19 protein-coding genes and 1 other RNA gene are annotated in these 23,590 nt (G+C 63.0%); 4 read left to right on the top strand and 16 right to left on the bottom strand.

Going from position 1 to position 23,590, the window contains the following annotated elements; genetic code table 11:
* Position 1: 1 nt before the first annotated feature.
* Genes ftsW through mraZ form a run of 9 tightly spaced genes read right to left on the bottom strand, consistent with a single transcriptional unit; the run spans position 2 to position 10,218 of the window.
* Positions 2–1,153 carry a putative lipid II flippase FtsW gene (gene ftsW, locus ACWTU8_RS05305; protein ID WP_455847312.1) on the bottom strand — a complete coding sequence of 384 codons (1,152 nt, stop codon included), beginning with the start codon at positions 1,151–1,153 and terminating at the stop codon, positions 2–4.
* Positions 1,153–2,556 carry a UDP-N-acetylmuramoyl-L-alanine--D-glutamate ligase gene (gene murD, locus ACWTU8_RS05300; RefSeq protein ID WP_455847311.1) on the bottom strand — a complete coding sequence of 468 codons (1,404 nt, stop codon included), beginning with the start codon at positions 2,554–2,556 and terminating at the stop codon, positions 1,153–1,155. Before murD ends, ftsW begins: the two co-directional genes overlap by 1 nt.
* Before the next feature lie 8 nt (positions 2,557–2,564).
* Positions 2,565–3,647 carry a phospho-N-acetylmuramoyl-pentapeptide-transferase gene (gene mraY, locus ACWTU8_RS05295; RefSeq protein ID WP_455847310.1) on the bottom strand — a complete coding sequence of 361 codons (1,083 nt, stop codon included), beginning with the start codon at positions 3,645–3,647 and terminating at the stop codon, positions 2,565–2,567.
* A 24-nt stretch (positions 3,648–3,671) separates the two neighbouring features.
* Positions 3,672–5,105: a UDP-N-acetylmuramoylalanyl-D-glutamyl-2,6-diaminopimelate--D-alanyl-D-alanine ligase gene (locus ACWTU8_RS05290; protein WP_455847309.1), complete on the bottom strand. Its 1,434-nt coding sequence runs from the start codon at positions 5,103–5,105 to the stop codon at positions 3,672–3,674.
* Positions 5,102–6,556 (bottom strand): UDP-N-acetylmuramoyl-L-alanyl-D-glutamate--2,6-diaminopimelate ligase, encoded by a 1,455-nt coding sequence (locus tag ACWTU8_RS05285; RefSeq protein WP_455847308.1) that lies wholly within the window; start codon positions 6,554–6,556, stop codon positions 5,102–5,104. The genes ACWTU8_RS05290 and ACWTU8_RS05285 overlap by 4 nt, the downstream gene beginning before the upstream one ends.
* Positions 6,557–6,610: 54 nt before the next feature.
* Positions 6,611–8,335 carry a peptidoglycan D,D-transpeptidase FtsI family protein gene (locus ACWTU8_RS05280; RefSeq protein ID WP_287152298.1) on the bottom strand — a complete coding sequence of 575 codons (1,725 nt, stop codon included), beginning with the start codon at positions 8,333–8,335 and terminating at the stop codon, positions 6,611–6,613.
* Positions 8,332–8,727: a cell division protein FtsL gene (ftsL, locus tag ACWTU8_RS05275; RefSeq protein WP_455847307.1), complete on the bottom strand. Its 396-nt coding sequence runs from the start codon at positions 8,725–8,727 to the stop codon at positions 8,332–8,334. The genes ACWTU8_RS05280 and ftsL overlap by 4 nt, the downstream gene beginning before the upstream one ends.
* A gap of 4 nt (positions 8,728–8,731) precedes the next feature.
* Complete coding sequence (gene rsmH, locus ACWTU8_RS05270; RefSeq protein WP_455847306.1) at positions 8,732–9,763, bottom strand: 16S rRNA (cytosine(1402)-N(4))-methyltransferase RsmH; 1,032 nt, start codon at positions 9,761–9,763, stop codon at positions 8,732–8,734.
* Positions 9,760–10,218, bottom strand: coding sequence for a division/cell wall cluster transcriptional repressor MraZ (gene mraZ, locus ACWTU8_RS05265; protein WP_455847305.1), 459 nt, complete (start codon positions 10,216–10,218; stop codon positions 9,760–9,762). Before mraZ ends, rsmH begins: the two co-directional genes overlap by 4 nt.
* Positions 10,219–10,646: 428 nt before the next feature.
* On the opposite strand from mraZ, the gene ACWTU8_RS05260 reads away from it, so the two are divergent.
* A complete protein-coding gene (locus ACWTU8_RS05260; RefSeq protein ID WP_455847304.1) occupies positions 10,647–11,762 on the top strand; it encodes a cystathionine gamma-lyase in 1,116 nt (371 codons plus the stop codon).
* Between the two features lie 9 nt (positions 11,763–11,771).
* Here the strand turns inward: ACWTU8_RS05260 and ACWTU8_RS05255 are convergent, their stop codons facing one another.
* From ACWTU8_RS05255 to ACWTU8_RS05230, 6 genes are all read right to left on the bottom strand, one after another.
* The gene (locus ACWTU8_RS05255; RefSeq protein WP_455848388.1) at positions 11,772–11,882 is read right to left on the bottom strand and encodes a hypothetical protein; all 111 of its coding nucleotides are present in this window, start codon (positions 11,880–11,882) and stop codon (positions 11,772–11,774) included.
* Between the two features lie 627 nt (positions 11,883–12,509).
* An RNA gene (rnpB, locus tag ACWTU8_RS05250) (RNase P RNA component class A) lies at positions 12,510–12,907 on the bottom strand.
* A gap of 58 nt (positions 12,908–12,965) precedes the next feature.
* Complete coding sequence (locus ACWTU8_RS05245; RefSeq protein WP_455847303.1) at positions 12,966–13,745, bottom strand: lytic transglycosylase domain-containing protein; 780 nt, start codon at positions 13,743–13,745, stop codon at positions 12,966–12,968.
* Between the two features lie 183 nt (positions 13,746–13,928).
* The gene (locus ACWTU8_RS05240; protein ID WP_455847302.1) at positions 13,929–14,690 is read right to left on the bottom strand and encodes an N-acetylmuramoyl-L-alanine amidase; all 762 of its coding nucleotides are present in this window, start codon (positions 14,688–14,690) and stop codon (positions 13,929–13,931) included.
* On the bottom strand, positions 14,687–15,406 hold the full coding sequence (locus tag ACWTU8_RS05235) for a TerB family tellurite resistance protein (RefSeq protein WP_455847301.1): 720 nt from the start codon (positions 15,404–15,406) through the stop codon (positions 14,687–14,689). The genes ACWTU8_RS05240 and ACWTU8_RS05235 overlap by 4 nt, the downstream gene beginning before the upstream one ends.
* A 285-nt stretch (positions 15,407–15,691) precedes the next feature.
* On the bottom strand, positions 15,692–15,883 hold the full coding sequence (locus ACWTU8_RS05230) for a hypothetical protein (protein WP_029351485.1): 192 nt from the start codon (positions 15,881–15,883) through the stop codon (positions 15,692–15,694).
* Positions 15,884–16,083: 200 nt separating this feature from the next.
* On the opposite strand from ACWTU8_RS05230, the gene ACWTU8_RS05225 reads away from it, so the two are divergent.
* The 3 genes from ACWTU8_RS05225 (at position 16,084) to ACWTU8_RS05215 (ending at position 22,019) form a co-directional block, all read left to right on the top strand.
* The gene (locus ACWTU8_RS05225) at positions 16,084–20,007 is read left to right on the top strand and encodes a hydantoinase B/oxoprolinase family protein (RefSeq protein ID WP_455847300.1); all 3,924 of its coding nucleotides are present in this window, start codon (positions 16,084–16,086) and stop codon (positions 20,005–20,007) included.
* A gap of 81 nt (positions 20,008–20,088) precedes the next feature.
* Entirely contained in the window at positions 20,089–21,336 is a 1,248-nt protein-coding gene (locus tag ACWTU8_RS05220) for a DUF3419 family protein (protein ID WP_455847299.1), read from the top strand.
* The gene (locus tag ACWTU8_RS05215) at positions 21,333–22,019 is read left to right on the top strand and encodes a class I SAM-dependent methyltransferase (protein ID WP_455847298.1); all 687 of its coding nucleotides are present in this window, start codon (positions 21,333–21,335) and stop codon (positions 22,017–22,019) included. The genes ACWTU8_RS05220 and ACWTU8_RS05215 overlap by 4 nt, the downstream gene beginning before the upstream one ends.
* Here the strand turns inward: ACWTU8_RS05215 and ACWTU8_RS05210 are convergent, their stop codons facing one another.
* A complete protein-coding gene (locus tag ACWTU8_RS05210; RefSeq protein ID WP_455847297.1) occupies positions 22,020–23,399 on the bottom strand; it encodes a serine hydrolase domain-containing protein in 1,380 nt (459 codons plus the stop codon).
* Positions 23,400–23,590: the final 191 nt, after the last annotated feature.

Raw genomic sequence — 23,590 nt, 5'->3', positions numbered from 1 at the left:
TTCACTCCGCCGGCATGGCGCGCTGCGACGGTGCGAAGCCCAACCGCTTGCGCTTTTCCGGCCGCTTGCGGGTCAGCGCCAGCACCATGCCCATCGAGATTGCGATGGCGATCTGCGAGGAGCCACCATAGGAGATGAACGGCAAGGTCATGCCCTTGGCAGGCATCAGCTGCAGATTAACGGCCATGTTGATGACAGACTGCAGACCGAAAACGGTGACCAGGCCGCCAACCGCATAGCGGGTGAAATCGTCCTGCTCCTTGAGCGCGGTGCTGAGGCCGCGCAGCACGATGAAGGCGAAGATGGTCATGATGAAGAAGCACATGATCAGTCCGAACTCCTCGCCGGCCACCGAGAAGACGAAATCGGCATGGCTGTCGGGTATGACCCGCTTGACGGTGCCCTCGCCCGGCCCGACGCCGAACCAGCCGCCATTGATCAGCGCATCGCGGCCCATGTCGACCTGGAACGTATCGCCCTCGCCGGTCATGAAGCGATCGATGCGGCCGGCGACATGCGGGAACACCGTATAGGCGGCAAACACGCCGCCGATGCCGGCAGCGCCCAGCGCGATGATCCACAGCCATGGCAGTCCGGCCATGAAGAACATCACCCCCCAGGTGCCGAGCACCAGCATTGTCTGGCCGAAATCAGGCTGCGCCACCAGCAGCGAAATGACGAGGGCCAGCAGCAGCATGGCGAACAGATTGCCTGGAATGTCGGGCTGGCGCTTGTGTTCGGCAAACAGCCAGGCGCAGATGACGACGAACGCCGGCTTCAGGAATTCCGACGGCTGGATCGACACGCCGGCGAGCGACACCCAGCGCCGCGCGCCCTTCACCTCGACGCCGATGTAGAGTACCGCCACCATCAGCACCAGCATGACGCACAGCATCGCCAGGGCCATGCGTCTGATCTGCCGCGATTCCAGGAAGGAGACGGCCAGCATCACGCCAAGTGCGGGAATGGTGAAGATGATCTGCCGTGTGGCGAAGTGGAAACTGTCCAGGCCGATGCGCTGGGCCACCGCCGGGCTTGCCGCGAAAGACAGTACGATGCCGAGTCCCATCAGCGACAGGAACGCAGCCAGGAACCAGCGATCGACCGTCCACCACCAGGTGGCGACCGGGCTTTTGTCGAGACGGCTTTGCATTATCGTGCCCCTCCGATGAGCTTCACGCCATCAATAGTGCTCGCAGCTTGCCTGAAGGCTTCGCCGCGCACTTCGAAATTCTTGAACTGGTCGAAACTGGCGCAGGCCGGCGAAAGCAGCACCACCACCTCGCCGTTGTCATCATCCTTGGCCGCGTCGCTTGCGGCATGCTCGACTGCTGCGGCCAGCGTGCCGGAGATCTCGTAAGGCACCGCCTCGCCGAGCGTCGCCGAGAAGGCTGGTGCGGCCTCACCGATCAGATAGGCCTTGGCGACGCGCGGAAAGAGGCCGCGCAACGGCTCGATGCCACCCTCTTTCGGCAACCCGCCGGCAATCCAGTAAATGCGCGGAAAGCTGGACAATGCGGGCGCTGCCGCATCGGCATTGGTCGCCTTGGAATCGTTGATGAACAGCACATGGCCCTTGCGGCCGACCTGCTCCATACGGTGCGCCAGCCCGGGAAAGCTCTCCAGTCCCGACTGGATCTCGCCCAGCTCGAGCCCGACTTTGAGGCAGGCGGCGATAGCGGCCAACGCATTCTGCGCATTGTGCTGGCCGCGCAGCGAGCCGATGCCTTCGAGAAACGCAACGCGGCTGTAACGGCCATGCGCCGCCTCCATCAGATCGGTGCCGTCGGCAAAATAGCCATCGGTCAGCGGCAGGCGTTTGGAAATACGGATGACGTGCCGGCCCGCCCGCTCCAGCCGGTCGGCGAGCTGGGCGCACCAGGAATCGTCGATACCGACAATCGCGGTTTCGCTGCCGGCCGCCAGCCGTTCCTTGATCGCGGCGTAGTGCTGCATCGTGCCATGACGGTCGAGATGATCCGGCGTCAGATTGAGCAGGACGCCGGCGGTCGGATTGATCGATGGCGCCAGGTCAATCTGGTAGGACGAGCATTCCACGACATAATGCCGCCCAGGCTCCGGTGGATCGAGCGTCATCACCGCGCGGCCGATATTGCCGCCCATCTGCGTGTCGCGTCCGGCCGATTTCAGGATATGCGCCGTCAGCGCCGTCGTCGTCGATTTGCCGTTGGTGCCGGTAATGGCGATGAAGGGCGCTGCCGGCGCCAGCAACGTCCGCTGCCGGCAGAACAGCTCGATGTCGCCAATGATCTCGACGCCTGAAGCGCGCGCCAGTTCCACTGTCCAGTGCGGCTTCGGATGCGTCAGCGGCACGCCGGGCGACAGCACGAAGGCCGAGAACTTCGCCCAGTCGGCGCCGCGCAGATCGCCGGTCGCGATCCCGACGGCCGCGGCATTGGCGACACTGCCGGGATTGTCGTCCCAGGCGAGCACGTCCGCTCCGCCCTCGATCAGCGCGCGCGCCGTGGCGATCCCCGAGCCGCCGAGCCCGAAGAGCGAAACGCGCTTGCCTGCGAAGGATGTGGCGGGGATCAAGCGGCCTCCTATCGGAGCTTCAGGGTCGACAGGCCGACCAGCGCCAGGATGACGGCAATGATCCAGAAGCGGATCACCACCTGACTTTCGGTCCAGCCGAGCTTTTCGAAATGATGGTGGATCGGCGCCATCAGGAACACCCGCTTGCCGGTCATCTTGAAGTAGCCGACCTGGATGATGACCGACAGGATCTCGACGACGAACAGGCCGCCGACGATGACCAGCACGATCTCGTGCTTGGTGGCAACTGCGATCGTGCCGATCAGGCCGCCCAGGGCCAGCGAGCCGGTATCGCCCATGAAGATCGCCGCCGGCGGTGCGTTGAACCACAGGAAACCGAGGCCGGCGCCGATCACTGCGCCGAGGACCACCGCCAATTCACCGGTACCAGGCACGAAATGGATCTGCAGATATTCGGCGAACACCGCATTGCCGGAGAGATAGGCGATGACGCCGAATGACGCCGCTGCGATCATGATCGGCACGATCGCCAGCCCGTCGAGGCCATCGGTCAGGTTCACCGCATTGCCGGCGCCGACGATGACGAAGCACGAGAACGGGATGAAGAACCAGCCGAGATTGATGAGAAATTCCTTCGCGAAGGGGAAAGTCAGCGACGACGAGAACGGCGCCTGGCCATTGTGCATGATCACCCAGGCGGCGATGCCGGCGATGACGAATTCAAGCCCCAGCCGCGCCTTGCCGGAAAACCCAAGATGCGATTGCTTCGTCACCTTGAGATAATCGTCGTAGAACCCGATCGAGCCGAAACCCAGGGTCACCAGCAGCACCACCCAGACATAGATGCTGGACAGGTTCGCCCACAAAAGCGACGAGCCGATGATGCCGCACAGGATCATCAGCCCGCCCATGGTCGGCGTGCCGGCCTTCTTGAAATGCGTCTGCGGCCCGTCGGCGCGGATCGGCTGGCCCTTGCCCTGCCGCAGCCTCAGCGAATTGATGATAGCCGGCCCGAAGATGAAGACGATCAGCGCCGCGGTGATAAGCGCGCCGCCGGTACGGAAGGTTATGTAGCGAAAGACGTTGAAGACCGAGATCTTGTCCGCGAATTCGACGAGCAGTGTGAACATGCGATTCGGTCCCCGGACCTGGCTCTAGGCCTGTTTGGCGGTTGTGGCTACCGCCGGAAATTTGCTGAGCAATGCGTCGACCAATTTGGAGAACCCGATGCCTTTCGACGATTTGATCATCACCACGTCGCCAGGCTTCAGCGCCGACAGAAGCACCAGTTTCAGATCCTCTGCGCCGGCGCGGTACTCCGTCTCGATCTCATCAGGAAGGGTGTCGGCCAGCGCCCGCATTTCCGGGCCGGCGAGAAAGACCGTGCGCGTTTCGGTGCCGGCGATGAGATCGGCAAGGGCTGCGTGCAGCTTCGCGGAATGCTCGCCGAGTTCGAGCATGTCGCCGAGCACCGCGATGCGCCTCCCTTCGCCCGACACCGGCGTCGCGTTGAGCAGCGCCATTGCAGCGCTCATCGACGCCGGATTGGCGTTGTAGCTCTCGTCGATCAGCGTGATCGGACCTTTCGGGTGACGCAGCACGTGGCGCTTGCCGCGTCCGCGTTCGGCCGAAAGATCGGCCAGCGCCGTCGCCACCCTGGCGATGTCGGCGCCGACCAGATGCGCGGCGCCCAGCACGGCCAGCACGTTCTGCACCATATGTCGGCCCGGCGCGCCAACCCTGGTGGTGATTTCCTGACCGCCAATCTTGGCGGTGATGATAGAATGATCGGCATGCAGCGCGCATTCGAGCAGTTTGAATGTCGCCCGGGCATTCTCGCCAAAGCCGTAAATGTGCTCGATGCCGGCGGCTCTTGCCATCTTGTCCAGAAGCTTCCAGCGCGGGTCGTCGCGGTTGAGAAGGACAGCACCATCCGGTTCCAGCCCCTCGAAAATCTCGGCCTTGGCCCTGGCGATCTCGTCCAGATTGCGGAAGAAGCCGAGATGTGCCGCGGCGATCAGCGTGACGATGGCGACATGCGGCCGGACCATCTTGGCCAGCGGCCGGATCTCGTCGGGATGGTTCATGCCGATCTCGAACACGGCATAGTCGCAATCCACCGGCATCCGCGCCAGCGTCAGCGGGACGCCCCAGTGGTTGTTGAAAGACTGGGCCGATGCGTGCACCTTGCCGACCGTGGACAGCACATGGCGCAGCGCTTCCTTGGTGGTGGTCTTGCCCGCCGAACCGGTCACCGCGATGATCTTGGCGTTCGAGCGCGCGCGGGCGGCCAGCCCGAGCTTTTCCAGCGCGGCCAGCACGTCCTGCACGACGATCATCGGCGCGGTCAGCCGCCCGAGCGACGGCAGCTTGCCCTCGGCGACGACCAGCACGCCGGCGCCGGCCTTGATGGCGGCGGTCGCGAAATCATGGCCGTCCATCGCCTCGCCTTTGATGGCGAAGAAAGCATCGCCCGGCTCAAGGCTGCGGCTGTCGATCGAGATGCCGCTGATACCCTCCGGCATCGGGCCAAGGGGTCGTCCGCCCATGGCGGCGACGAGATCCTCGGAGGTCCACAGAAAGCTCATGCGGCGCGCTCCTGAAGCGCGGCGCGGACTTCCTCATGGTCGGAAAAATGCAGCGTCTCGGCGCCGATGGTCTGGCCTTCCTCATGGCCCTTGCCGGCCACGATCAGCGTGTCGCCGGCATGGAGCATGGCGACTGCCTCGTGGATCGCCTTGCGCCGATCGCCGATCTCGATAGCGCCGGGTGCAGCGGCAAGGATCGCGGCACGGATCGTTTCAGGCACTTCCGAACGCGGATTGTCGTCGGTGACGATAACGACATCGGCGAGCCGCGTAGCGATTTCACCCATGATCGGACGCTTGCCCCGGTCGCGGTCGCCGCCACAGCCGAACACGACGATGACGCGGCCGGTGGTGAACGGCCGCACCGACGCCAGCACGTTTTCCAGCGCGTCCGGCTTGTGCGCATAATCGACATAGACCGGCGCACCATGGGATGTTGTCCCAACGAGGTCGAGCCGACCCGGCGCGCCCTTCAATTTCTCCAACGCCATCAGGGCTTTGGTGGCTGGCGTTCCCGTAGAAATGGCGAGGCCCGCCGAAACCAGGGCATTGGCGATCTGGAAATCCCCGGCCAGCGGCAGGTCGACCTCGTGGAGAACGCCATCGACTTCCACCTCGGCGCGCTGGCGGTGGCGCTCGTGCTCGACCCGCTTCAGTCTCAGGAACTGGCCGTGGCGGCCGACCGTCAGCACATCCAGTCCTGCCGCCCTCGCCGCCCGGATCGTCGGCTCCGACCACGGATCGTCGGCAAAAATGACGGCCGGCGCGCCCTTCGGCAGCAGCGCGTCGAACAGGCGCAGCTTGGCGCGATGATAGTCCTCGACTGTCGGATGATAGTCCATGTGGTCCCGGCCGAGATTGGTGAACCCGCCGGCTGCGAGCTTCACGCCGTCGAGCCGGCGCTGGTCGAGGCCGTGGCTGGAGGCCTCCATCGATGCATGGGTGACGCCGGCATCCGCCAGTTCCCTCAGCAGCCTGTGCAGATCTACCGGGTCGGGGGTGGTCAGCGAGCCATATTCGTTGCGGCCCGGCGCCACCACGCCGGTCGTGCCTATCGATGCAGCGGCAAACCCTGACTGCTCCCATATCTGCCTTGTGAAGGCCGCAACCGATGTCTTGCCGCTGGTACCGGTCACCGCGACCATGGTTTGCGGCTGCCTGCCGAAGTAGCGGGCGGCACTCAGCGCCAGCGCAAGGCGCGGATCGTCGACGGCGAGAACGGGCACTGGCAGTCCGGCGACGGCGCTGCCTTTGCCGGCCACGATCGCCACTGCGCCGCGACTGGCGGCATCGGCGGCATAGGCCGCGCCATCGGCCTTGGTGCCAGTGAGCGCGAAGAAGACCACGCCCGGTGCTACCTGGCGGGAATCCGACGAAATCCCGGTAACCTCTGTATCGAAGGAAGCTGTCCCCTCGACAGACAGGATACCGGCTAGATCTTTCAGCTTCATCGAACCCCGTTCATAGCAACAAAATAGCGCGCAGTTGCCGGCGCGCCCCAAGAATCACTGATAGGAAACCAGCGTTGCGCCATTTTCATGGCTGAAATCTGGCTTCACGCCAAGCATGGAAGCCGAACGTCGGATAATGTTTGCAGCCATGACACCAGCATTCGAGGCGGCCGTTGCACCCATGCCGGGTTTTTCCGGCTTCGGTTCGTCGGCGATCGTAAGCACGATATATTGCGGATCGTCCATCGGGAAAGCCGCGACGAAGGCGTTGAAATTCTTGTCCTTTGAGTAGCGGCCGTTGACAACCTTCTCTGCCGTTCCGGTCTTGCCGCCGACGCGATAACCAGGAACCCTGGCGTTCCTGCCTGAGCCTTTCTCGGCGTTCAGCGCGTAGAGATAGCGCATGCTCTCGGAGGTCTTGTCGCTGACAACTTTCTTGGCCACCGACATCGCCTGTTCCTGCGCGCGCCTCAGGAATGTCGGCTGGATCAGATAGCCGCCGTTCACCAGCGCGGCACAGCCGACCGCCGTCTGCAGCGGCGTCGTCGACACGCCGTGACCGAAGGCGATGGTGATCGAATGGACCTGTTTCCAGACTTTGGGCTCGGTCGGGCGGGCGACTTCAGGCAGTTCCGTCTGCATCTTCTCGAGGATGCCCAGGCGATGCAGGAATTCGCGGTGCCCCTCGATGCCGACCGCTTCGGCTTCCTTGGCCGAACCGATATTGGACGAATAAATGAACACTTCGGGCACCGACAGCACCCGGGCCTTGCCATGAAAATCATGGATGGTCTGGCGGCCGATCCTGATCGGGCGCGAAGCGTCGAAACGGCTTTCCAGCGTCACTTTGCCGGAATCGAGCGCCATGGCGGTGGTAAAGCTCTTCAAGGTCGAACCCATTTCGTAAAGGCCGGCCGACATGCGGTTCAAGCGGTCCTTGTCCTGCGCATTGTACGGGTTGTTGGGATCGAAATCCGGAACCGAGGCCATCGCCATCACTTCGCCGGTCTTGATGTTGAGAACGACGGCGCCCGCTGCGATTGCCCGGTATTTCTCCATGCCGGCGGCGACCTCGTCACGCACGATATGCTGGACGCGCAGGTCGATCGAGAGCTGCACCGGCTTCAGATCCTTGGCCACCGCAAGTCCCGACGCCTGAAGATCGCTCAGCCCCTGTTCGTCGATGTATTTCTCCATGCCGGAGATGCCCTGATTGTCGATGTTGGTGAGCCCGACAATGTAGGACGAGGTTTCGCCGGCCGGATAGAAGCGGCGCTTTTCGGTGCGGAAGCCGAAGCCGGGAATGCCGAGCTGCATGATATCCGATTGCTGCTTGGGCGTCAGTTGCCGCTGCAGCCAGACGAAGCCGGCGCCGCTCTTCAGCTTATGGTAGGTCTGTTCGTAGTCGATTTCGGGAAGCACCGTCGCCAGCTTTTCGATCGCCTCGTCGGCGTCGACAATGCGGCGCGGTTCGGCAAATAGCGACGCCGTCTTGATGTCCGTCGCCAGAACTTCGCCGTTGCGGTCGACGATGTCGGGCCGAGACGCCGTCACCCGGCTCTGCGGACCGCCGGACAGGTCGGGGTTCTGGAAACCCAGATAGACCAGCCGCCCGGTGATGATCGAATAGATGCCAAAGAACACCGCCATCGTCATCACGATGCGGGTCCTGCCCTTGCCGCCGGTTGCTTTGCGGGCGCCTTCGACCACAATCGATCCGTCTTCCGACTTGGCGGGGCGCTTCAGCAGTCTGGCGATCAATGGAAGTCTGGGAATCATTGGACGATGCCTCCGGTGACCACAGGGTCCTTGCCACCCAAGGGTCCTTTGCCAGAATTGTCGGCCATGCCACCCAGTCGCTCGGACGAAAGGTCCTCGATGGTGAGGGGTTTTGCCGGCAGATCGTCCAGCCCGATGATCTGGCGGGCGCTGACCGGCTCGAGCTCGAGTTGCGATCTATAGATCTCGGCCAGCTTTTGCAGGCGCGACGGCTGGGTCAGCAGACTCCAGTCCGCCTTCAGGAGATCGATCGTATCCTCCTCGTAGCGGATCTGCGCCTGGATCTTGTGCACCGCCGCCAATTGTTCTTCGGCCTCGCGCTTGGTCTTGTAGGTGAAGGCCGCAGCCGAAACCATGACGGCGATCAGGACTATGTCGCTGGTACGAAACACGTGCTCACCTCTCTCCCGGCCAATTGACGCCGGGAAGTTTTGGCTCAGGAAGCTTTGGAAGCCCGAAAATCGAAAAGTCGCCAGTGCGCGGCGGTGCGTCGGTGCGGATCGCAGCGCGCAGCCTTGCCGAGCGCGCCCGCGGATTGACTGATATCTCGGCCTCATCAGGCGTCACGCCGCTGCCCACCTTTTTGAAGGTGGCGCTGCGCGCCTGCGCCTCGGGCAGGTGCCGCGATCCGGATGCCGCATCGGCGCGATCGGCGATGAAGCGTTTGACGATGCGGTCTTCCAGGGAGTGGAACGTCACGACGGCCAGCCGCCCGCCCGGTTTCAGCACGCGTTCAGCCGCAAACAGCGCTTTGGCCAGTTCGCCGAGTTCGTCGTTGACGAAAATGCGCAGCGCCTGGAAGACGCGGGTCGCCGGATGGATCTTGTCCTTCGGCGCGCGGCCGACATGCGTCTCGATGGCATCGGCAAGGTCGAGCGTGCGCTCGAACGCATGTTTTTCGCGACGGCTTTCGATCATGCGGGCGATGCGGCCGGCATGGCGCTCTTCGCCAAGGAACCCGAAGATGCGGGCAAGGTCGCCCACTTTGAAGCTGTTGACGACATCGGCGGCGCTGAGACCAGCCTGGGCCATGCGCATATCGAGCGGTCCGTCGGCCCGGAACGAAAAACCGCGCTCCGCCTGGTCGATCTGCATGGATGAGATGCCGATGTCGAGCACGACGCCTTCGGCGCTTTCGACATGCTCGTCCAACGTCGAGAATGGCGCCTGAACAAGCCGGAGCCTGCCGCCCGATTGTTGTTCGAGGGCACGACCGGTAGCAATCGCATCCGGATCGCGGTCGATAGCGACGACCGAGGCGCCGCATGCCAGAATGGCTTTGGTGTAGCCGCCGGCGCCGAAGGTGCCGTCGACGATCACCTCGCCCGCTTTAGGCGAAAGCGCCTCCAGCACTTCGGCAAGGAGGACCGGAATGTGACGGGCCGGTCCGCCAGCGGCGTGAGGGTCATCGCCGTAGCCCGCCATCATTCCGGCCGCTCCCCAGGCTTCGTCTCCTGCCGAAGCTGCAAAAGCCGGGCGCGTGCTTCCGCCCCATAGGCGGCGAGCCGTCCAGGTTCCCAGATCTGAAAGAAATTGCCGCGGCCGACAAACGCTGCTTCCGCGGAAATGCCGGTGTGCTCGCGGATGAAATCGGTCATCGAGATGCGGCCGTCCTGATCGAGCTTGAGAAAGGTTCCATCGCCATGGCAGAAGAACGACATGTCGTCCGCCGCCTGCAGGAAAGGATCTTCCTGCGCGATGCGCTGCTCGTAGCGGTCGAGCAGGTCGAGCCCGCCGACATCCATCGCCGGACGGTCCAGGCAGCGCAGCGCATAGAGTTCCGAATAGCCGCGTTTCTGCACAACCGCACGGAAATGCGCTGGAACGGACACCCGCCCCTTCGCATCGATCCTGTTCACCGCGCTTGACAGAAACCGGTCCATTACGCGTTACGGCCGCTTGCGCCGCCGCACCCCTCTGCATCTTCCCGCCCGCGCCGCCGCGGCGCGGTCCCTGCCCAAAACTCACTTCGTTCTGAAAGGCGAAAACAGGCGAACGCGCAGCCGCCGCGGCTGCCCGATTGGCGTACGCTTCACCCTGACGCGGAACGAAGGCTTGAATATCGAAATGGGATATCATGGGGCGCTATGGGCGTCAACGGGAATAGGCTTTACAAACGCGCGCGCCACAACCGATGAGAGCAGCTCTGACGGCACTCCCGTCTTTATGCTCCATTAAGCCTAACGAAGCGTTTAGAGCGCCTGGCCTACCGGAGGCGGCTTGCCGCGGATCGCCACCGCGCATAGCGTCAGCCCGTCTTTTCCCGGTCAGAAACAGATTCTTTTCTCGGTCAGAAACAAGGTTGAAATCCATGTCCGAAACAGCCAGATCGCGCGCCGCGGCACTTCCCCATCTGCGTCGCGGCAGGCTCACCATGGGCGACCCAATTCCCCTGCCGCTAACTATGGCCGCCATTTATCATGCACCCGGCGACGCCACCGGGTTCGATCAATATGGCCGCTTCAGCAATCCGACCTGGGACGCGGTCGAACACATGCTGGCGCATCTGGAAGGGGCGCCATGCGTCGCCTTCCCCTCTGGAATGGCTGCAATCTCGGCGGTGTTTTTTGGATTGCTCAAATCTGGCGACCGTATCCTGCTGCCGTCGGACGGCTATCACACCACGCGGGCCCTGGCGGTGGATTTCCTAAAATCTTTCGGCGTCGCCCACGATGTCCGGCCGACATCGACCTTCCTCGACGGCGGCTTCGATGGATATCGACTGGCCTTCGTCGAAACTCCCGCCAATCCGGGACTGGATATCTGCGACATTACGGCTGTCGCCGAAGCGGCGCACAAAGCGGGGGCGATTCTGGTGGTCGACAACACGACAATGACGCCCTTCGGCCAGCGCCCGCTCGATCTCGGCGCCGACATCGTCATTGCCGCCGACACCAAGGCACCCAATGGCCATTCCGACGTGCTGTTCGGCCATGTCGCCAGCCGCAATGCCGACATCATCGCCGCCGTGTCCGGCTGGCGCGAGACGTCGGGCGCCATTCCCGGGCCGTTCGAGGCGTGGCTTGTGCATCGCGGCTTGGAAACGCTCGACGTGCGTTTCGACCGCATGTGTTCTTCCGCCGAGGTGATAGCGCGGCGGCTGGAGAGCCATCGCGCGATCAGCGGCTTGCGCTTTCCGGGTCTGGTAGGCGACCCTTCGCACAATCTCGCCCGCGCCCAGATGGAGCGCTTCGGCTTTCTCATCTCGTTTGTGCTGGCATCGGAGGACAAGGCCGAGGATTTCATCAACAACTGCTTATTGATGCAGGCGGCGACGTCGTTCGGAGGCGTGCATACGTCGGCGGAACGGCGAGCAAAAAGAGGAGACGCTGTTCCGCCCGGCTTCGTTCGCCTGTCGGTCGGCTGCGAACCGGTGGAAGAGCTTTGGCAGGCGATCGAAGCGTCGCTGGACGGTATCAGCGGCTGAACGAACCGATCACGAAGCCAGATCGTCGGCTTCGATTTTGCGCCGGCCATGCAGCACGCGCAGGATCTCGACTGCATCCTCGCTGACACGATACAAGGTGAGATACTCGCCGACGACCAGATGGCGGATGCCGGGCGAATGTCTTCGCGCGGTGCGCCTGAAGGGATAAGTCGCCAGTTGCTGTCAGCGGGCTTCCGGTCGAGCAGCCGGTCCGCTACAGCCTCGTCGTCGCGCGACATGGAGCCAGGTCGCGATCAAATCCTCTTCTGCATTGCAGTTCGGATGATGGGCAGAAAATTCATGCCGCGTTATCGGATTTCAATCGTCTGCTTCGGCCTTGATTTCGTCGATCGACGCAAACCGACCCGGTCCGCTGTCAATTCCCGCCTGCACCAGCTTGCGCAACTCCTCGACCCTATAGCCGTGCAGGTCGCGGCGGTCCTTTCATTGCATGAGCGCGTCGCGGATCACCTCGCTAGCCGAGCATATTCGCCGGCGGCGACCACAACGTCGACCGCCGCCGCCAGTTCCGGCGAAAGCGTGATGCTGCGTTTGTCGACCTGACCCATGATGCGCTCCTGATATTGCCCGCGCCTATATGGTACGATTAATCGCACCGACTTCAAGAAACGCTTGTTACGCCCACTGCCCAGCAAAGCCGGTTCAGTAGTAAAGCGCCTGAACCAGCAGGCGCCCGATGACGCAACCTGCTGATATCAGGGGGTTTCCTTGTAGAATCTGGAAGAAATTGCCAGCTGGCCTGTAAGCCGGGTTCTGTATGGCCCTCGCCCCTTGCGGCGCGAGAACGTGGCGGCCATTCATCTTGGGCGCATGTTGCCATGCACCTCACGCAACCTACCCGGACGGTGAGCCGGAAACAGCCCTCGAGGGTTTCCCCTCGCACCGTCCCTATTCGGTCTTGCTCCCGGTGGGGTTTACCGTGCCGCTCCTGTTGCCAGTCGCGCGGTGGGCTCTTACCCCACCCTTTCACCCTTACCACGGTAAACCGTGGCGGTTTGCTTTCTGTGGCACTTTCCCTAGGGTCGCCCCCGCCGGTCATTAACCGGCACCGTGTCTCCATGGAGCCCGGACTTTCCTCACCCGCAGCCTTTCGGCTTCGCGGGTGCGGCCGCCCGGCCAGCTGGCAAGGCGTATAAAGGGGTTCAAGACCGAAAACGCAAGAAAAAAGCAGGTTCGGGCTTATTACGCCGGCGCTCCAAGCGCGGCCAACTGCACCTTGACCTTGCCGCAATAGGCCGCGGAAATCGGGTTCATCCGCTTGGCGCCATGGCCGGCATTGTATTTGAGGATCGTGCCGCAGGTCGTGCCGCCGCCGAGGTTCTGCGCCATGGCGAGGTATTTCATGCCGTATTTGATGTTGGTCTCGGGATCGTAGAGGCCCCTGATCGAGCCGCTGTAACCCATCATCCGCGCCGTCGACGGCTTGATCTGCATCAGGCCGATCTCACCGGCGCTGCCGACCTGGTTCGGCCGGAAGCTGCTTTCGATCATGATGACGGCCTTGGCGAGCGAGACCGGCACACCATTGCTGGCGGCATAACGCTCGATGATCGCCGAATACTGGCCACTGCCGCCAGCGGCCGCCGCGTTCGGCGCCGCCGCCCGGCTTTTCACGCCGATCGACGCCGTCGTCGCCTGGTCGATGCGGGTCCTGTTGCGCTTCACGTTACGATTGGAGACTGCATTTTTTGCGGAGGCTGGCTTGTTTACCTTTACCCCAGCTTTTTCCGCCTTTGCGGATGCTGGCTTTTTCACCTTTACCGCAGCAGCTTTTACCGCTTTTGCGGAGGCTGTCCTTTTTTCCTTTGCATCTTGGCCGGCTTTCGGCGTGGCGGTTTTATCGGACACGGTAACGAAACCCTGGTCGGCCCGCTGGCTGAGCGGCGCGCCATTGGCGGCACCGATGGCAAAAGTCATTACGCCGGCAGCAACAGCTGCCGTTAAAACGGTCAATTTCTGCATGGGATCCTGTTCTGTTTGAACCGCGCGAAGAACTTCACGCAGCTACGCTAAATCAACATCGGAACATCTCGGGCTGTAGGTCCGACAATTTGCACGGATCGCCTTTGACGGCCGAATTGGCGGCAAAAAAGGCGAGGCAAGTCACTTTGAGTGACAGGCTGTAACTGAACAGCTAGGAAAAGACTACTTGGGCGGAACTGCCCTCACGGAAGCAAGCAGCCTTTCCAGCGTGCGGATTGTCGATCCGTCGGCCACGCCATCCACTTTGCGTTGGCGGAAATGCCGTTGAAAAGCCTCGACCACGATTTCGGTATGCCGGTCAAAATTGCCTGATATCTCTACGCCATAACCGTAGAGCGCCAGCATCGATTGCAACGCCTCGACCTCGGCATTCGCATCGCCGGCCTTCAGCACCGCGCCGCGCCTGAGGGGCGCCGCTTCGACGAGATGGCCGACACCGGCCTCGAACAGCGCTTTCCAAGGGAATTTCTCGCCGGGGTCGATCTTGCGTCCCGGCGCCACGTCGGAATGGGCGAGCACCCGTTGGGCTGGAATCGTATGGCGCTGAACAATTCCCTTGCACAGGCCGATGACGGCATCGATCTGCGGTTTCGGAAAATTCCAATAGCCCAGCGAATGCCCCGGATTGACGATCTCGATGCCGAGCGAACAGGAGTTGATGTCGCTGCGTCCGAACCAGGAACTCTTGCCGGCATGCCAGGCACGGTCGCTTTCCCTGACCATCTGGACGATGCGGCCGTCCTCATGGACGAGATAATGCGACGAAACCTCGCTGGCCGGATCGCACAGCCATGCTTCGGCGCCGGCGCCAGTCTCCATCCCGGTGTAGTGCAGCACGATCATGTCGGGCTTCTCGCGTCGTGGACCGAAATTCGGCGATACCCTTACCTCGGCGCTCGGCTCGTCGGGCGGGAAGCCGCTCATGCGTGCCGCAGGCCTCGTTCGATCATCTCATAGGCCGCGTTGATCGCCGCTATCCTGCTCGTTGCGATCTTGATGAATTCCTGCGGCAGCCCGCGTGCGATCAGCCGGTCGGGATGGTTGTCCGAAACCAGCTTGCGATAACGCCTCCTGACCTCCTCGAACGTTTTTCCCCGCTCGATGCCAAGCACGACATAGGGATCGGCCGCACCCAGGTCGACGTGCCGGGCCAGAATGCTCTGGTAATGCGCCTCCTCGATCCGGAAGATCTCGGCAATACGATGCAGGAACTGGCCTTCGCGCTCGTGGACCAGCCCGTCGGCCTTGGCGATGTGGAACAGCCCGTCGAGAATGTCCTCCAGCATCTTGCAGTTCGAATGACCGGAGCCGCAAAGCTGCGCCATGCGCGCGGCATAGGTCTCGAATCCGGCAATGTCGCGCTTGGCCAGATCGTAGAGCCGCGCCACATTGCGCGTCTGTTCCTTCGGCACTTCGAATATCTGCTGGAAGGCGCGCACCTCGTCCTGCGTGACGATGCCGTCGGCCTTGGCCATCTTGGCCGACAGCGCGATCATCGCTACCGAGAAGGCGACGCGCCGGCGCAGATCCGGATCGCCGGAGAAAACCGTGCGCACAGCCTCGACCACGTCGGCGACGCCGGACGAGGTTGAGGACGAAACGCGCGTGATGAAGTCGCCAAGGCGATCCCAAATCGACATGGGCACCTATTAGGGCTAACTGGCCACCGCTATCAAGCGAAGACAATGCCGCAGGGCAGCCGATTTCGCGGCCGCCTGACCAGCTGGCGCAACCGTCGATCATCAGCACGCGGCAGCGGCGGCCACAGCGCGCGAAACTGCCAGCTTTCGTCGCCTTGCCATTCGGCCCCTTCTGCTGGGCGAAAAAGTAACGGGCGAAACTGGGCTTGCGGCGGCGGCCGCAAGGAGCGTGTCCTGAAGTCAGAAGGCCGGCATGATGCCGGCCTTCTGTTCAACACCTGAGAACTACTGCGCCGGCGCAGCCGGAGCCGGCTCGGCCGGCTTCGTCGCGTCAGGAGCCGGCTGCATCGGCTGTTCGTTCGCCGGCGGATTGGTGCTCTGCGTGGTTGTGGCGTCCCCGCCCGTGCCGCTGTCGCTGCAAGCCGCAACGCCAAGCAGGGCAAGCGCCGAAACCGACGCAAGAATGAGTTTCTTCATGACATCTCTCCTCTAATCACGCCCCCGCTACCGGGTGACGACCAAGGACAGAATGCATCAGGCGCTTGTGAGTTTCATAACGTTGCGTTTCCGCATGTAACATCATCTGCTTTTGCCGTTGCCGGCGGAGCCCTGGCGAACTAACACCAAGCCATGGCGAATTAACATATTGAATCAATAAAATGCCTGGGAGAGCTGCCGTGACCGCCAAATGGGATTTCTGGATCGACCGCGGCGGCACCTTCACCGATGTCATCGGCCGTGATCCGGAAGGCGGGCTGCACCCGCGCAAGCTGCTTTCCGAGAATCCTGAAGCCTATACCGACGCCGCCATCCAGGGCATTCGCGATCTGCTCGAATTAAAATCCGGCGCGCCGATCCCTTCCGGCCTGATCGGCGACATCAAGATGGGCACTACCGTTGCCACCAACGCGCTTCTGGAGCGCAAGGGCGACCGCGTGCTGCTGCTCATCACCAGGGGATTTCGCGACGCGCTGAGGATCGCCTATCAGGCGCGGCCCGACATCTTCGCCAAGGAGATCATTCTTCCCGAACAACTCTACGAGCGCGTCATCGAGGTCGACGAGCGCGTGCGCGCCGACGGCTGCGTCGATCGGCTGCTCGACATCGCCGCCGTGCGCCCAGCCATCGAACAGGCCAAGGCCGACGGTATCGACGCCGTGGCGATCGTCTTCATGCATGCCTGGAAATATCCCGACCACGAAAAGGCGGTTGCAAAAGTCTGCAGAAAACTGGGGTTTCGCCAAGTCTCGGTCAGCCACGAGGTCTCGCCACTCATCAAGCTGGTCGGCCGCGGCGACACCACCGTGGTCGATGCCTATCTGTCGCCGATCCTGTCGCGCTATGTGCAGAGGGTGGCGGAAGAGCTGGGTGTTTTCTCCCCCCTCGAGGGGGAGATGGCCGCGAAGCGGCCAGAGGGGGTCGCCCAAGGCAGCGCGAGGCCTCAAGGAACGTCGAGCACTGCCGCAACGACCCCACCCGGCGGCTTCGCCGCCACCCTCCCCTCGAGGGGGAGGGAATCCCCCCGCCTCATGTTCATGATGTCGTCGGGCGGTCTCACCGCCGCCGATATGTTCCAGGGCAAGGACGCGTTGCTGTCCGGTCCGGCCGGCGGCGTCATCGGCATGGTCGAGACGGCGAAACTCGCTGGTTTCGACAAGGTCATCGGCTTCGACATGGGCGGCACATCCACCGACGTCGCCCATTATGACGGCGACTATGAGCGCGCCTTCGACACCGAGGTTGCCGGCGTGCGCATCCGCGCGCCAATGATGCGCATCCATACCGTCGCCGCCGGCGGCGGCTCGATCCTGCATTACGAGGCCGGCCGCTTCCGCGCCGGGCCAGATTCGGCCGGCGCCAATCCCGGCCCGGCCGCGTACCGGCGCGGCGGCCCGCTGGCCGTCACCGACGCCAATGTCATGCTGGGCAAGCTGCAGCCCGACTTCTTCCCGGCCATTTTTGGACCCGGCCAGAACGAGTCGCTCGACGTGCAAACCGTGCGCGAAAAATTCGCAGCACTCGCCGCCGAAATCGGCGACGGCCACACGCCGGAGGCGGTGGCCGAAGGGTTCGTCACCATCGCCGTCGAAAACATGGCCAACGCGATCAAGAAGATTTCCGTGCAGCGCGGCTACGACGTCACCGAATATCTCCTGAACTGTTTTGGTGGCGCCGGCGGCCAGCACGCCTGCCTCGTTGCCGACGCACTCGGCATGGAAGCGGTGCTGATCCATCCGTTCTCGGGCCTGCTGTCGGCTTATGGCATTGGGTTGTCCTCGACTTTTTCGTCGCGCCAGCAGGCGCTGCTGAAACCACTGGCGGAAGACTCCAAGCCGGCGATCGACGAGCTTATCGCGACATTGCGCAAAGCCGTCATCGACGAGCTCGCCGCACAAGGCATCGCCGAGGACACCGTCGCCTCGAAACCGGTGCTGCAGGTCCGCTATGACGGCACCGACACCGCACTGCCGGTGAATTTCGAGCACCGCTCGACTTCACGAGCCAAGAGCGATTTCGAAACGGCCCACAAGGCGCAGTTCGGCTTCGTCTATGACAAAAAGCCGATGATCGTCGAATCGGTCGGCGTCGAAGGCACCGACACCGGCGACGCCGGCTGCGAGGAAAGCGATTCAGTTCTTGAGGACATAAGCCCAAGCCCTTCGGAGAAACGGCAAATCTTCGCCGACGGCATCTGGCGTCACGCCGGCATCTTTCGCCGCGAGGCGCTCAAGCCGGGGCACAGCGTTGCCGGTCCTGCCCTGGTCATCGAACCGAACCAGACCATCGTCGTCGAACCGGGCTGGCAAGCCGAAATCACCGCCAAGAACCATGTGCTTTTGCGCCGCGTCGAGAAAAAGCGCCGGCAGGCAGCGCTCGGCACCGAAGCCGATCCGGTCATGCTGGAGGTCTTCAACAACCTGTTCATGTCGATCGCCGAGCAGATGGGCGTGACGCTGCAGAACACCGCCTACTCCGTCAACATCAAGGAAAGGCTGGATTTCTCCTGCGCCGTCTTCGACCGCAATGGCGCGCTGGTCGCCAACGCGCCGCACATGCCGGTGCATCTCGGCTCCATGGACCGTTCGGTGGAAACCATCATCCGGCTCAACTCGGGCGACATTCACCCCGGCGACGTCTTTGCATTGAATGCGCCTTATAATGGCGGCACGCATCTGCCTGATATCACCGTGGTGACGCCGGTGTTTGAGGAAGAGCGACCAATCTCCCCCCTTGTGGGGGAGATGTCGGCGAAGCCGACAGAGGGGGGCGCTGCCCCGCCAACGCCTCCAATTGGCGAGGCGGCGTATCGCGAAGCTGAGCGCTCGATGTTGCCCCCCTCTGCCCTGCCGGGCATCTCCCCCACAGGGGGGGAGATCGGCCAATCGCCAAAAATCCTCTTCTACGTCGCTTCACGCGGTCATCATGCCGACATCGGTGGCACCGCGCCTGGCTCGATGACGCCGCTCGCCACCACGGTCGACGAGGAAGGCGTGCTGTTCGACAATTTCCGCATCGTCGATCGCGGCCGGTTCCGCGAGAAGGAACTGGAGACGCTGCTCACCGACCACCCCTACCCGGCACGCAATCCGCATCAGAACATCGCAGACCTCAAGGCGCAGATTGCCGCTAACGAAAAGGGCGTCGCCGAACTGCGCAAGATGGTCACCCATTTCGGCCTCGACGTCGTTGAGGCCTACATGGGTCACGTCCAGGACAATGCGGCCGAAAGCGTGCGCCGTGTACTGGAGCGACTGCCCGACAGTTCCGTATACGAGTATCCGACCGACACCGGCCAAGTCATCAAGGTGAAGATCTCGGTCGACCGGAAAAAGCGTGAGGCGACTGTCGACTTCACCGGTACCTCGCCGGTCATGAAGAACAATTTTAACGCCCCCGAGCCGGTCGCCCGCGCAGCCGTGCTCTATGCCTTCCGCGTCATGGTCGAGGACATGATCCCGATGAATGCCGGGTGTCTGAGACCCATCAACGTCATCATCCCCGATGGCTCGATGCTGAAACCCGCCTATCCGGCGGCGGTCGTCGCCGGCAATGTCGAGACCTCCCAGCATGTCACGAATGCGCTGTTCGGCGCCATGGGCGCGATGGCCAACGCGCAAGGCACGATGAACAACCTCACCTTCGGCAACAAGCAGTACCAGTATTACGAGACGATCTGCTCCGGCTCGCCGGCAGGCAGGATGAACTCCGGCCGCGGCTTTGCCGGCACCTCCGGCGTCCACACCCACATGACCAATTCGCGCCTGACCGATCCGGAAGTGCTGGAATTGCGCTTTCCCGTCCTGCTTGAGGATTTCCACATCCGCGAAGGCTCCGGCGGCAAAGGCAAATGGAGTGCCGGCGACGGCACCCAGCGCACCATCCGTTTCCTCGAAAAGATGGAATGCGCCATCCTGTCCTCGCACCGCGGTCGCCCGCCGCAAGGCCTGGATGGCGGCGGCGATGGCGAGGCCGGCTCGACCACGGTCCGCCGCAAGAATGGCAGCGTCGAAATCCTGAAGGCGTGCGACCAGACGGTGCTGGAGGCCGGTGAAGCCGTCATTCTTACGACACCGACGCCAGGCGGATTTGGCGAGGCCTGAGCTCATCTCAACAAGCTGTCACCCGCCTGTCATCCACCTGCGCTACCCGCTTGCGTCAGAGCAAACGGGAATCGCCTTGTCATGACGGATCTTTCCGGAGAACTGGTTTTTCGCCGCGGCAAGGAAGTTGGCAAAGCCGTCTACCAGAACCGCCCGCTGTCGAAGGCCGGCCTCTCCGAACGGCTCTTCGCGTTGCTGTTTTCCGGCCTCGTCTATCCGCAGATCTGGGAAGACCCCGATGTCGACATCGACGCGATGCAGCTTGGCCAGGGCCATCGCGTCGTCACTATCGCCTCGGGCGGCTGCAACATCCTCGCCTATCTCACCCGGTCGCCCGAAAGGATCGACGCCGTCGATCTCAACGCCGCCCACATCGCGCTGAACCGGATGAAGCTCGAAGCGGTGCGCCATCTGCCGTCCCAGGGTGACTTGTTCCGTTTCTTCGGCGCTGCCGAGACCCGTCACAATTCGCAAGCCTACGACCGCTTCATCGCGCCGCATCTCGACCCGGTCAGCCGCCATTACTGGGAACATCGCAACTCGCTCGGCCGTCGCCGCATCGCCGTCTTCGACCGTAATTTCTACCAGACCGGGCTGCTCGGGCTGTTTATCGCCATGGGTCACCGCACCGCCAAATTCTTCGGTGTCGATCCGGCCGGCATCATGCAAGCCAAAAGCCTCGCCGACCAGCGCCGCTTCTTCGACGAGGAACTGGCGCCGGTCTTCGAAAAGCCGTTGCTGAAATGGGCGACCTCCCGAAAAGCCTCGCTGTTCGGCCTCGGCATTCCGCCGGCCCAGTACGATTCGCTGATCACCTCGGGCGACGGCACCATGGCCAGCGTCCTGAAGGCCCGGCTCGAAAAGCTCGCCTGCGATTTTCCGCTACAGAACAACTATTTCGCCTGGCAGGCTTTTGCCCGCCGCTATCCCAACCCCGGCGAGGCGGCGCTGCCCGCCTATCTCGAAAAGCGCAACTACAAGACGATCCGCAACAATGTCGACCGCGTCGCCATTCACCATGCCAATCTGATCGAATTCCTCGCCGGCAAGGATGCCGGTTCGGTCGACCGCTTCGTCCTGCTCGACGCACAGGATTGGATGACCGACGACCAGCTCAATGCGCTGTGGGCCGAGATCACCCGGACCGCGTCGACCGATGCCCGCGTCATCTTCCGCACCGCGGCCGAACCCATCCTGTTGCCCGGCCGGGTCTCGAATTCGCTGCTCGACCAGTGGAACTATGCGGACGAGGCGTCGCGCGAATTCTCGGCCCGCGACCGGTCGGCCATCTATGGCGGCTTCCATCTCTATGTGAAGCAGGCCGCATGAGCACGACCGAACTGCCGGCCAGGCACGCCGAACCGCCGGCTAGGCACGCCGAGCTGATGGACGGCGTCTACCGCTGGCAGCGCCACATCTACGACCTGACCCGCAAATATTACCTGCTCGGCCGCGACCGGCTGATCGCAGGGCTTGATGTGCCCGCAGGCGGCACCGTGCTCGAACTCGGCTGCGGCACCGGCCGCAACATCGTCCTCGCCGCCCGCCGCTATCCCGACGCCCGCTTCTTCGGTCTCGATATTTCGGCCGAAATGCTGGAAACCGCCACTGCTGCCATTGCCCGCGAAGGCCTCTCCGGCCGCGTCAAGCTGGCGCGCGGTGACGCCACCGATTTCGATGCGAAGTCCCTCTTTGCCGTAGAAAGTTTCGACCGCATTTTTGTCTCGTATTCGCTGTCGATGATTCCGGGTTGGCAGAAGACCGTTTGCGCGGCACTTGCAACCCTATCACCTGGCGGCTCGCTGCACGTCGTCGATTTCGGCCAACAGGAGGCCCTGCCCCGCTGGTTTGGCACATTGCTGCGCGGCTGGCTGAGAAAATTCCATGTCGAGCCTCGTGAGGCCCTGCGCGCGGTTATGGCATCGGAATCCGAGCAGATAGGTGCAAGCTTTCGATTCAGAACACTGTACCGCGGCTATGCCTGGCTCGCAGTGATCGGACCGCGCAAATAGCTAATGCAGCGCCTTTACCAGCGCTGCCACCATGATCTGCGGCCGATAGCCGAACTTGGCCGGCGTCAGGCCGAGCCGCACCACCACCATCTGCTCCGAGGGAATGATGGCGACCGTCTGTCCGTCATGGCCTTCCATCCAGTAGGTATCCCTTGGCAGGCCCGCAGCGATGCCGGCGCCTGGGCTCCGCTCGTCGCCCGGCCCCTCGATCCACAACTGGCCCCTGCCGTAGACTTTCGAGGCCGGTGCGGCTTCCCGCATCCAGGCGACGAAGCCGCCAGGCAGGATCTGCTGGCCGTTCCATACACCATCCTGCAGCAGGAACTGGCCGAAGCGCGCCCAGTCGCGCGCGGTGGCGTAGAGATAGGACGAGCCGACGAAAGTGCCGTACTCGTCGGCCTCCAGCACCGCGCTCTGCATGCCCAGCGGGTCGAACAGCGCAACCCTCGGCCACGCCAGCGCCTTGTTCTTGTCGCCGATCGCATCCTGCCAGAGCCGCGACAGCATCACTGCCGTGCCGCTCGAATAGGAAAACATTTTGCCTACCTCGCCGGTCAGCGACTTGGATCCGGCAAAGCCCGCCATATCAGGCTCGAGGTAGAGCATCCGCGTCACGTCGGTGACGTCGCCATAATCCTCGTTGAACTCCAGCCCGCTCGACATCGCCATCATGTCGGCGAGACTGATGGCGGCGCGGCCGTCCGCTTTCCAGGGTCCGAACAGGCCCTGGTTCGTCATCACCATCTTACCGTCCTTCATCACCGTGCCGACGATCGCGGCATTTACCGTCTTGGTCATCGACCAGCCAAGCAGCGGCGTCTTTTCGGCAAAGCCGTCGCCATAACGCTCGGCGATGATGCGGCCGTTCTTGACTACTACCACCGCCCGCATACCGGCGCCGGTCATTGCAGGGTCGTCGAGGATTTTCGCGATTTCGGGGTTCTGCGAGGCATCGACCCTGTCGCCCTCCGGCCAGAGTGCATCGAGCGGCAGCGCCGGTGTCAGCGCCGGCCCGGCGACTGCTTTGGCCGTGGCGATGTCGCCATCCGGAACCGAAGCACAGCCGAGCCCGTCACGAACGACCGCGACGCTTTTGCCGAACACGCCGAACAGCCCGGCCGAGACGGTGCCCTGCTCCTTGTCGACGGAGACCCTCATCAGCCGCAGCAGCGGATGGCCCGGCGCCTGCACGTCGACGGCGAGCACCTGCTCGGCATCGCGTCCGGCGATAAAGACATTCGAGCAGACGATCTTGGCCGTATAACCCGAGCCGACGCGGATCAGTTCCGGCGGCGCGATGTAAAGCCAGGCGGCGAGTGCTGCGACCGCCAGCACGGCCAGCCCGAGCAGCCATTTCACCAGCCTCAGAACAATCTGCATTTTTCCGACTCGCCCCGGACGCTCATTTATGCCATCGATTTGCCGCCATTGCTTCGGCAAAAACGCGGTTCCTGTCGAGCGCCGTCAACGGAATATCAACCATGATCGGCGATCACTGATGCGTGTCGCCCAAAAGTGCGCAGCGGTTTTGGGATAACGACATGCAAAAAAACAAAGGTTAAAGCGCGTCA

The organism is Mesorhizobium sp. BHbdii (assembly GCF_053848045.1).
Note: the sequence above shows the minus strand (reverse complement) of the source record. Positions and strands in the feature narration are given on the sequence as shown.

Coding starts and splice junctions, on each gene's coding strand:
- ftsW (WP_455847312.1), bottom strand. CDS start 1,153: ATGCAAAGCCGTCTCGACAAAAGCCCGGTCGCCACCTGGTGGTGGACG.
- mraY (WP_455847310.1), bottom strand. CDS start 3,647: ATGTTCACACTGCTCGTCGAATTCGCGGACAAGATCTCGGTCTTCAAC.
- ACWTU8_RS05290 (WP_455847309.1), bottom strand. CDS start 5,105: ATGAGCTTTCTGTGGACCTCCGAGGATCTCGTCGCCGCCATGGGCGGA.
- ACWTU8_RS05285 (WP_455847308.1), bottom strand. CDS start 6,556: ATGAAGCTGAAAGATCTAGCCGGTATCCTGTCTGTCGAGGGGACAGCT.
- ACWTU8_RS05280 (WP_287152298.1), bottom strand. CDS start 8,335: ATGATTCCCAGACTTCCATTGATCGCCAGACTGCTGAAGCGCCCCGCC.
- rsmH (WP_455847306.1), bottom strand. CDS start 9,763: ATGATGGCGGGCTACGGCGATGACCCTCACGCCGCTGGCGGACCGGCC.
- mraZ (WP_455847305.1), bottom strand. CDS start 10,218: ATGGACCGGTTTCTGTCAAGCGCGGTGAACAGGATCGATGCGAAGGGG.
- ACWTU8_RS05260 (WP_455847304.1), top strand. CDS start 10,647: ATGTCCGAAACAGCCAGATCGCGCGCCGCGGCACTTCCCCATCTGCGT.
- ACWTU8_RS05245 (WP_455847303.1), bottom strand. CDS start 13,745: ATGCAGAAATTGACCGTTTTAACGGCAGCTGTTGCTGCCGGCGTAATG.
- ACWTU8_RS05240 (WP_455847302.1), bottom strand. CDS start 14,690: ATGAGCGGCTTCCCGCCCGACGAGCCGAGCGCCGAGGTAAGGGTATCG.
- ACWTU8_RS05235 (WP_455847301.1), bottom strand. CDS start 15,406: ATGTCGATTTGGGATCGCCTTGGCGACTTCATCACGCGCGTTTCGTCC.
- ACWTU8_RS05230 (WP_029351485.1), bottom strand. CDS start 15,883: ATGAAGAAACTCATTCTTGCGTCGGTTTCGGCGCTTGCCCTGCTTGGC.
- ACWTU8_RS05220 (WP_455847299.1), top strand. CDS start 20,089: ATGACGGATCTTTCCGGAGAACTGGTTTTTCGCCGCGGCAAGGAAGTT.
- ACWTU8_RS05215 (WP_455847298.1), top strand. CDS start 21,333: ATGAGCACGACCGAACTGCCGGCCAGGCACGCCGAACCGCCGGCTAGG.
- ACWTU8_RS05210 (WP_455847297.1), bottom strand. CDS start 23,399: ATGCAGATTGTTCTGAGGCTGGTGAAATGGCTGCTCGGGCTGGCCGTG.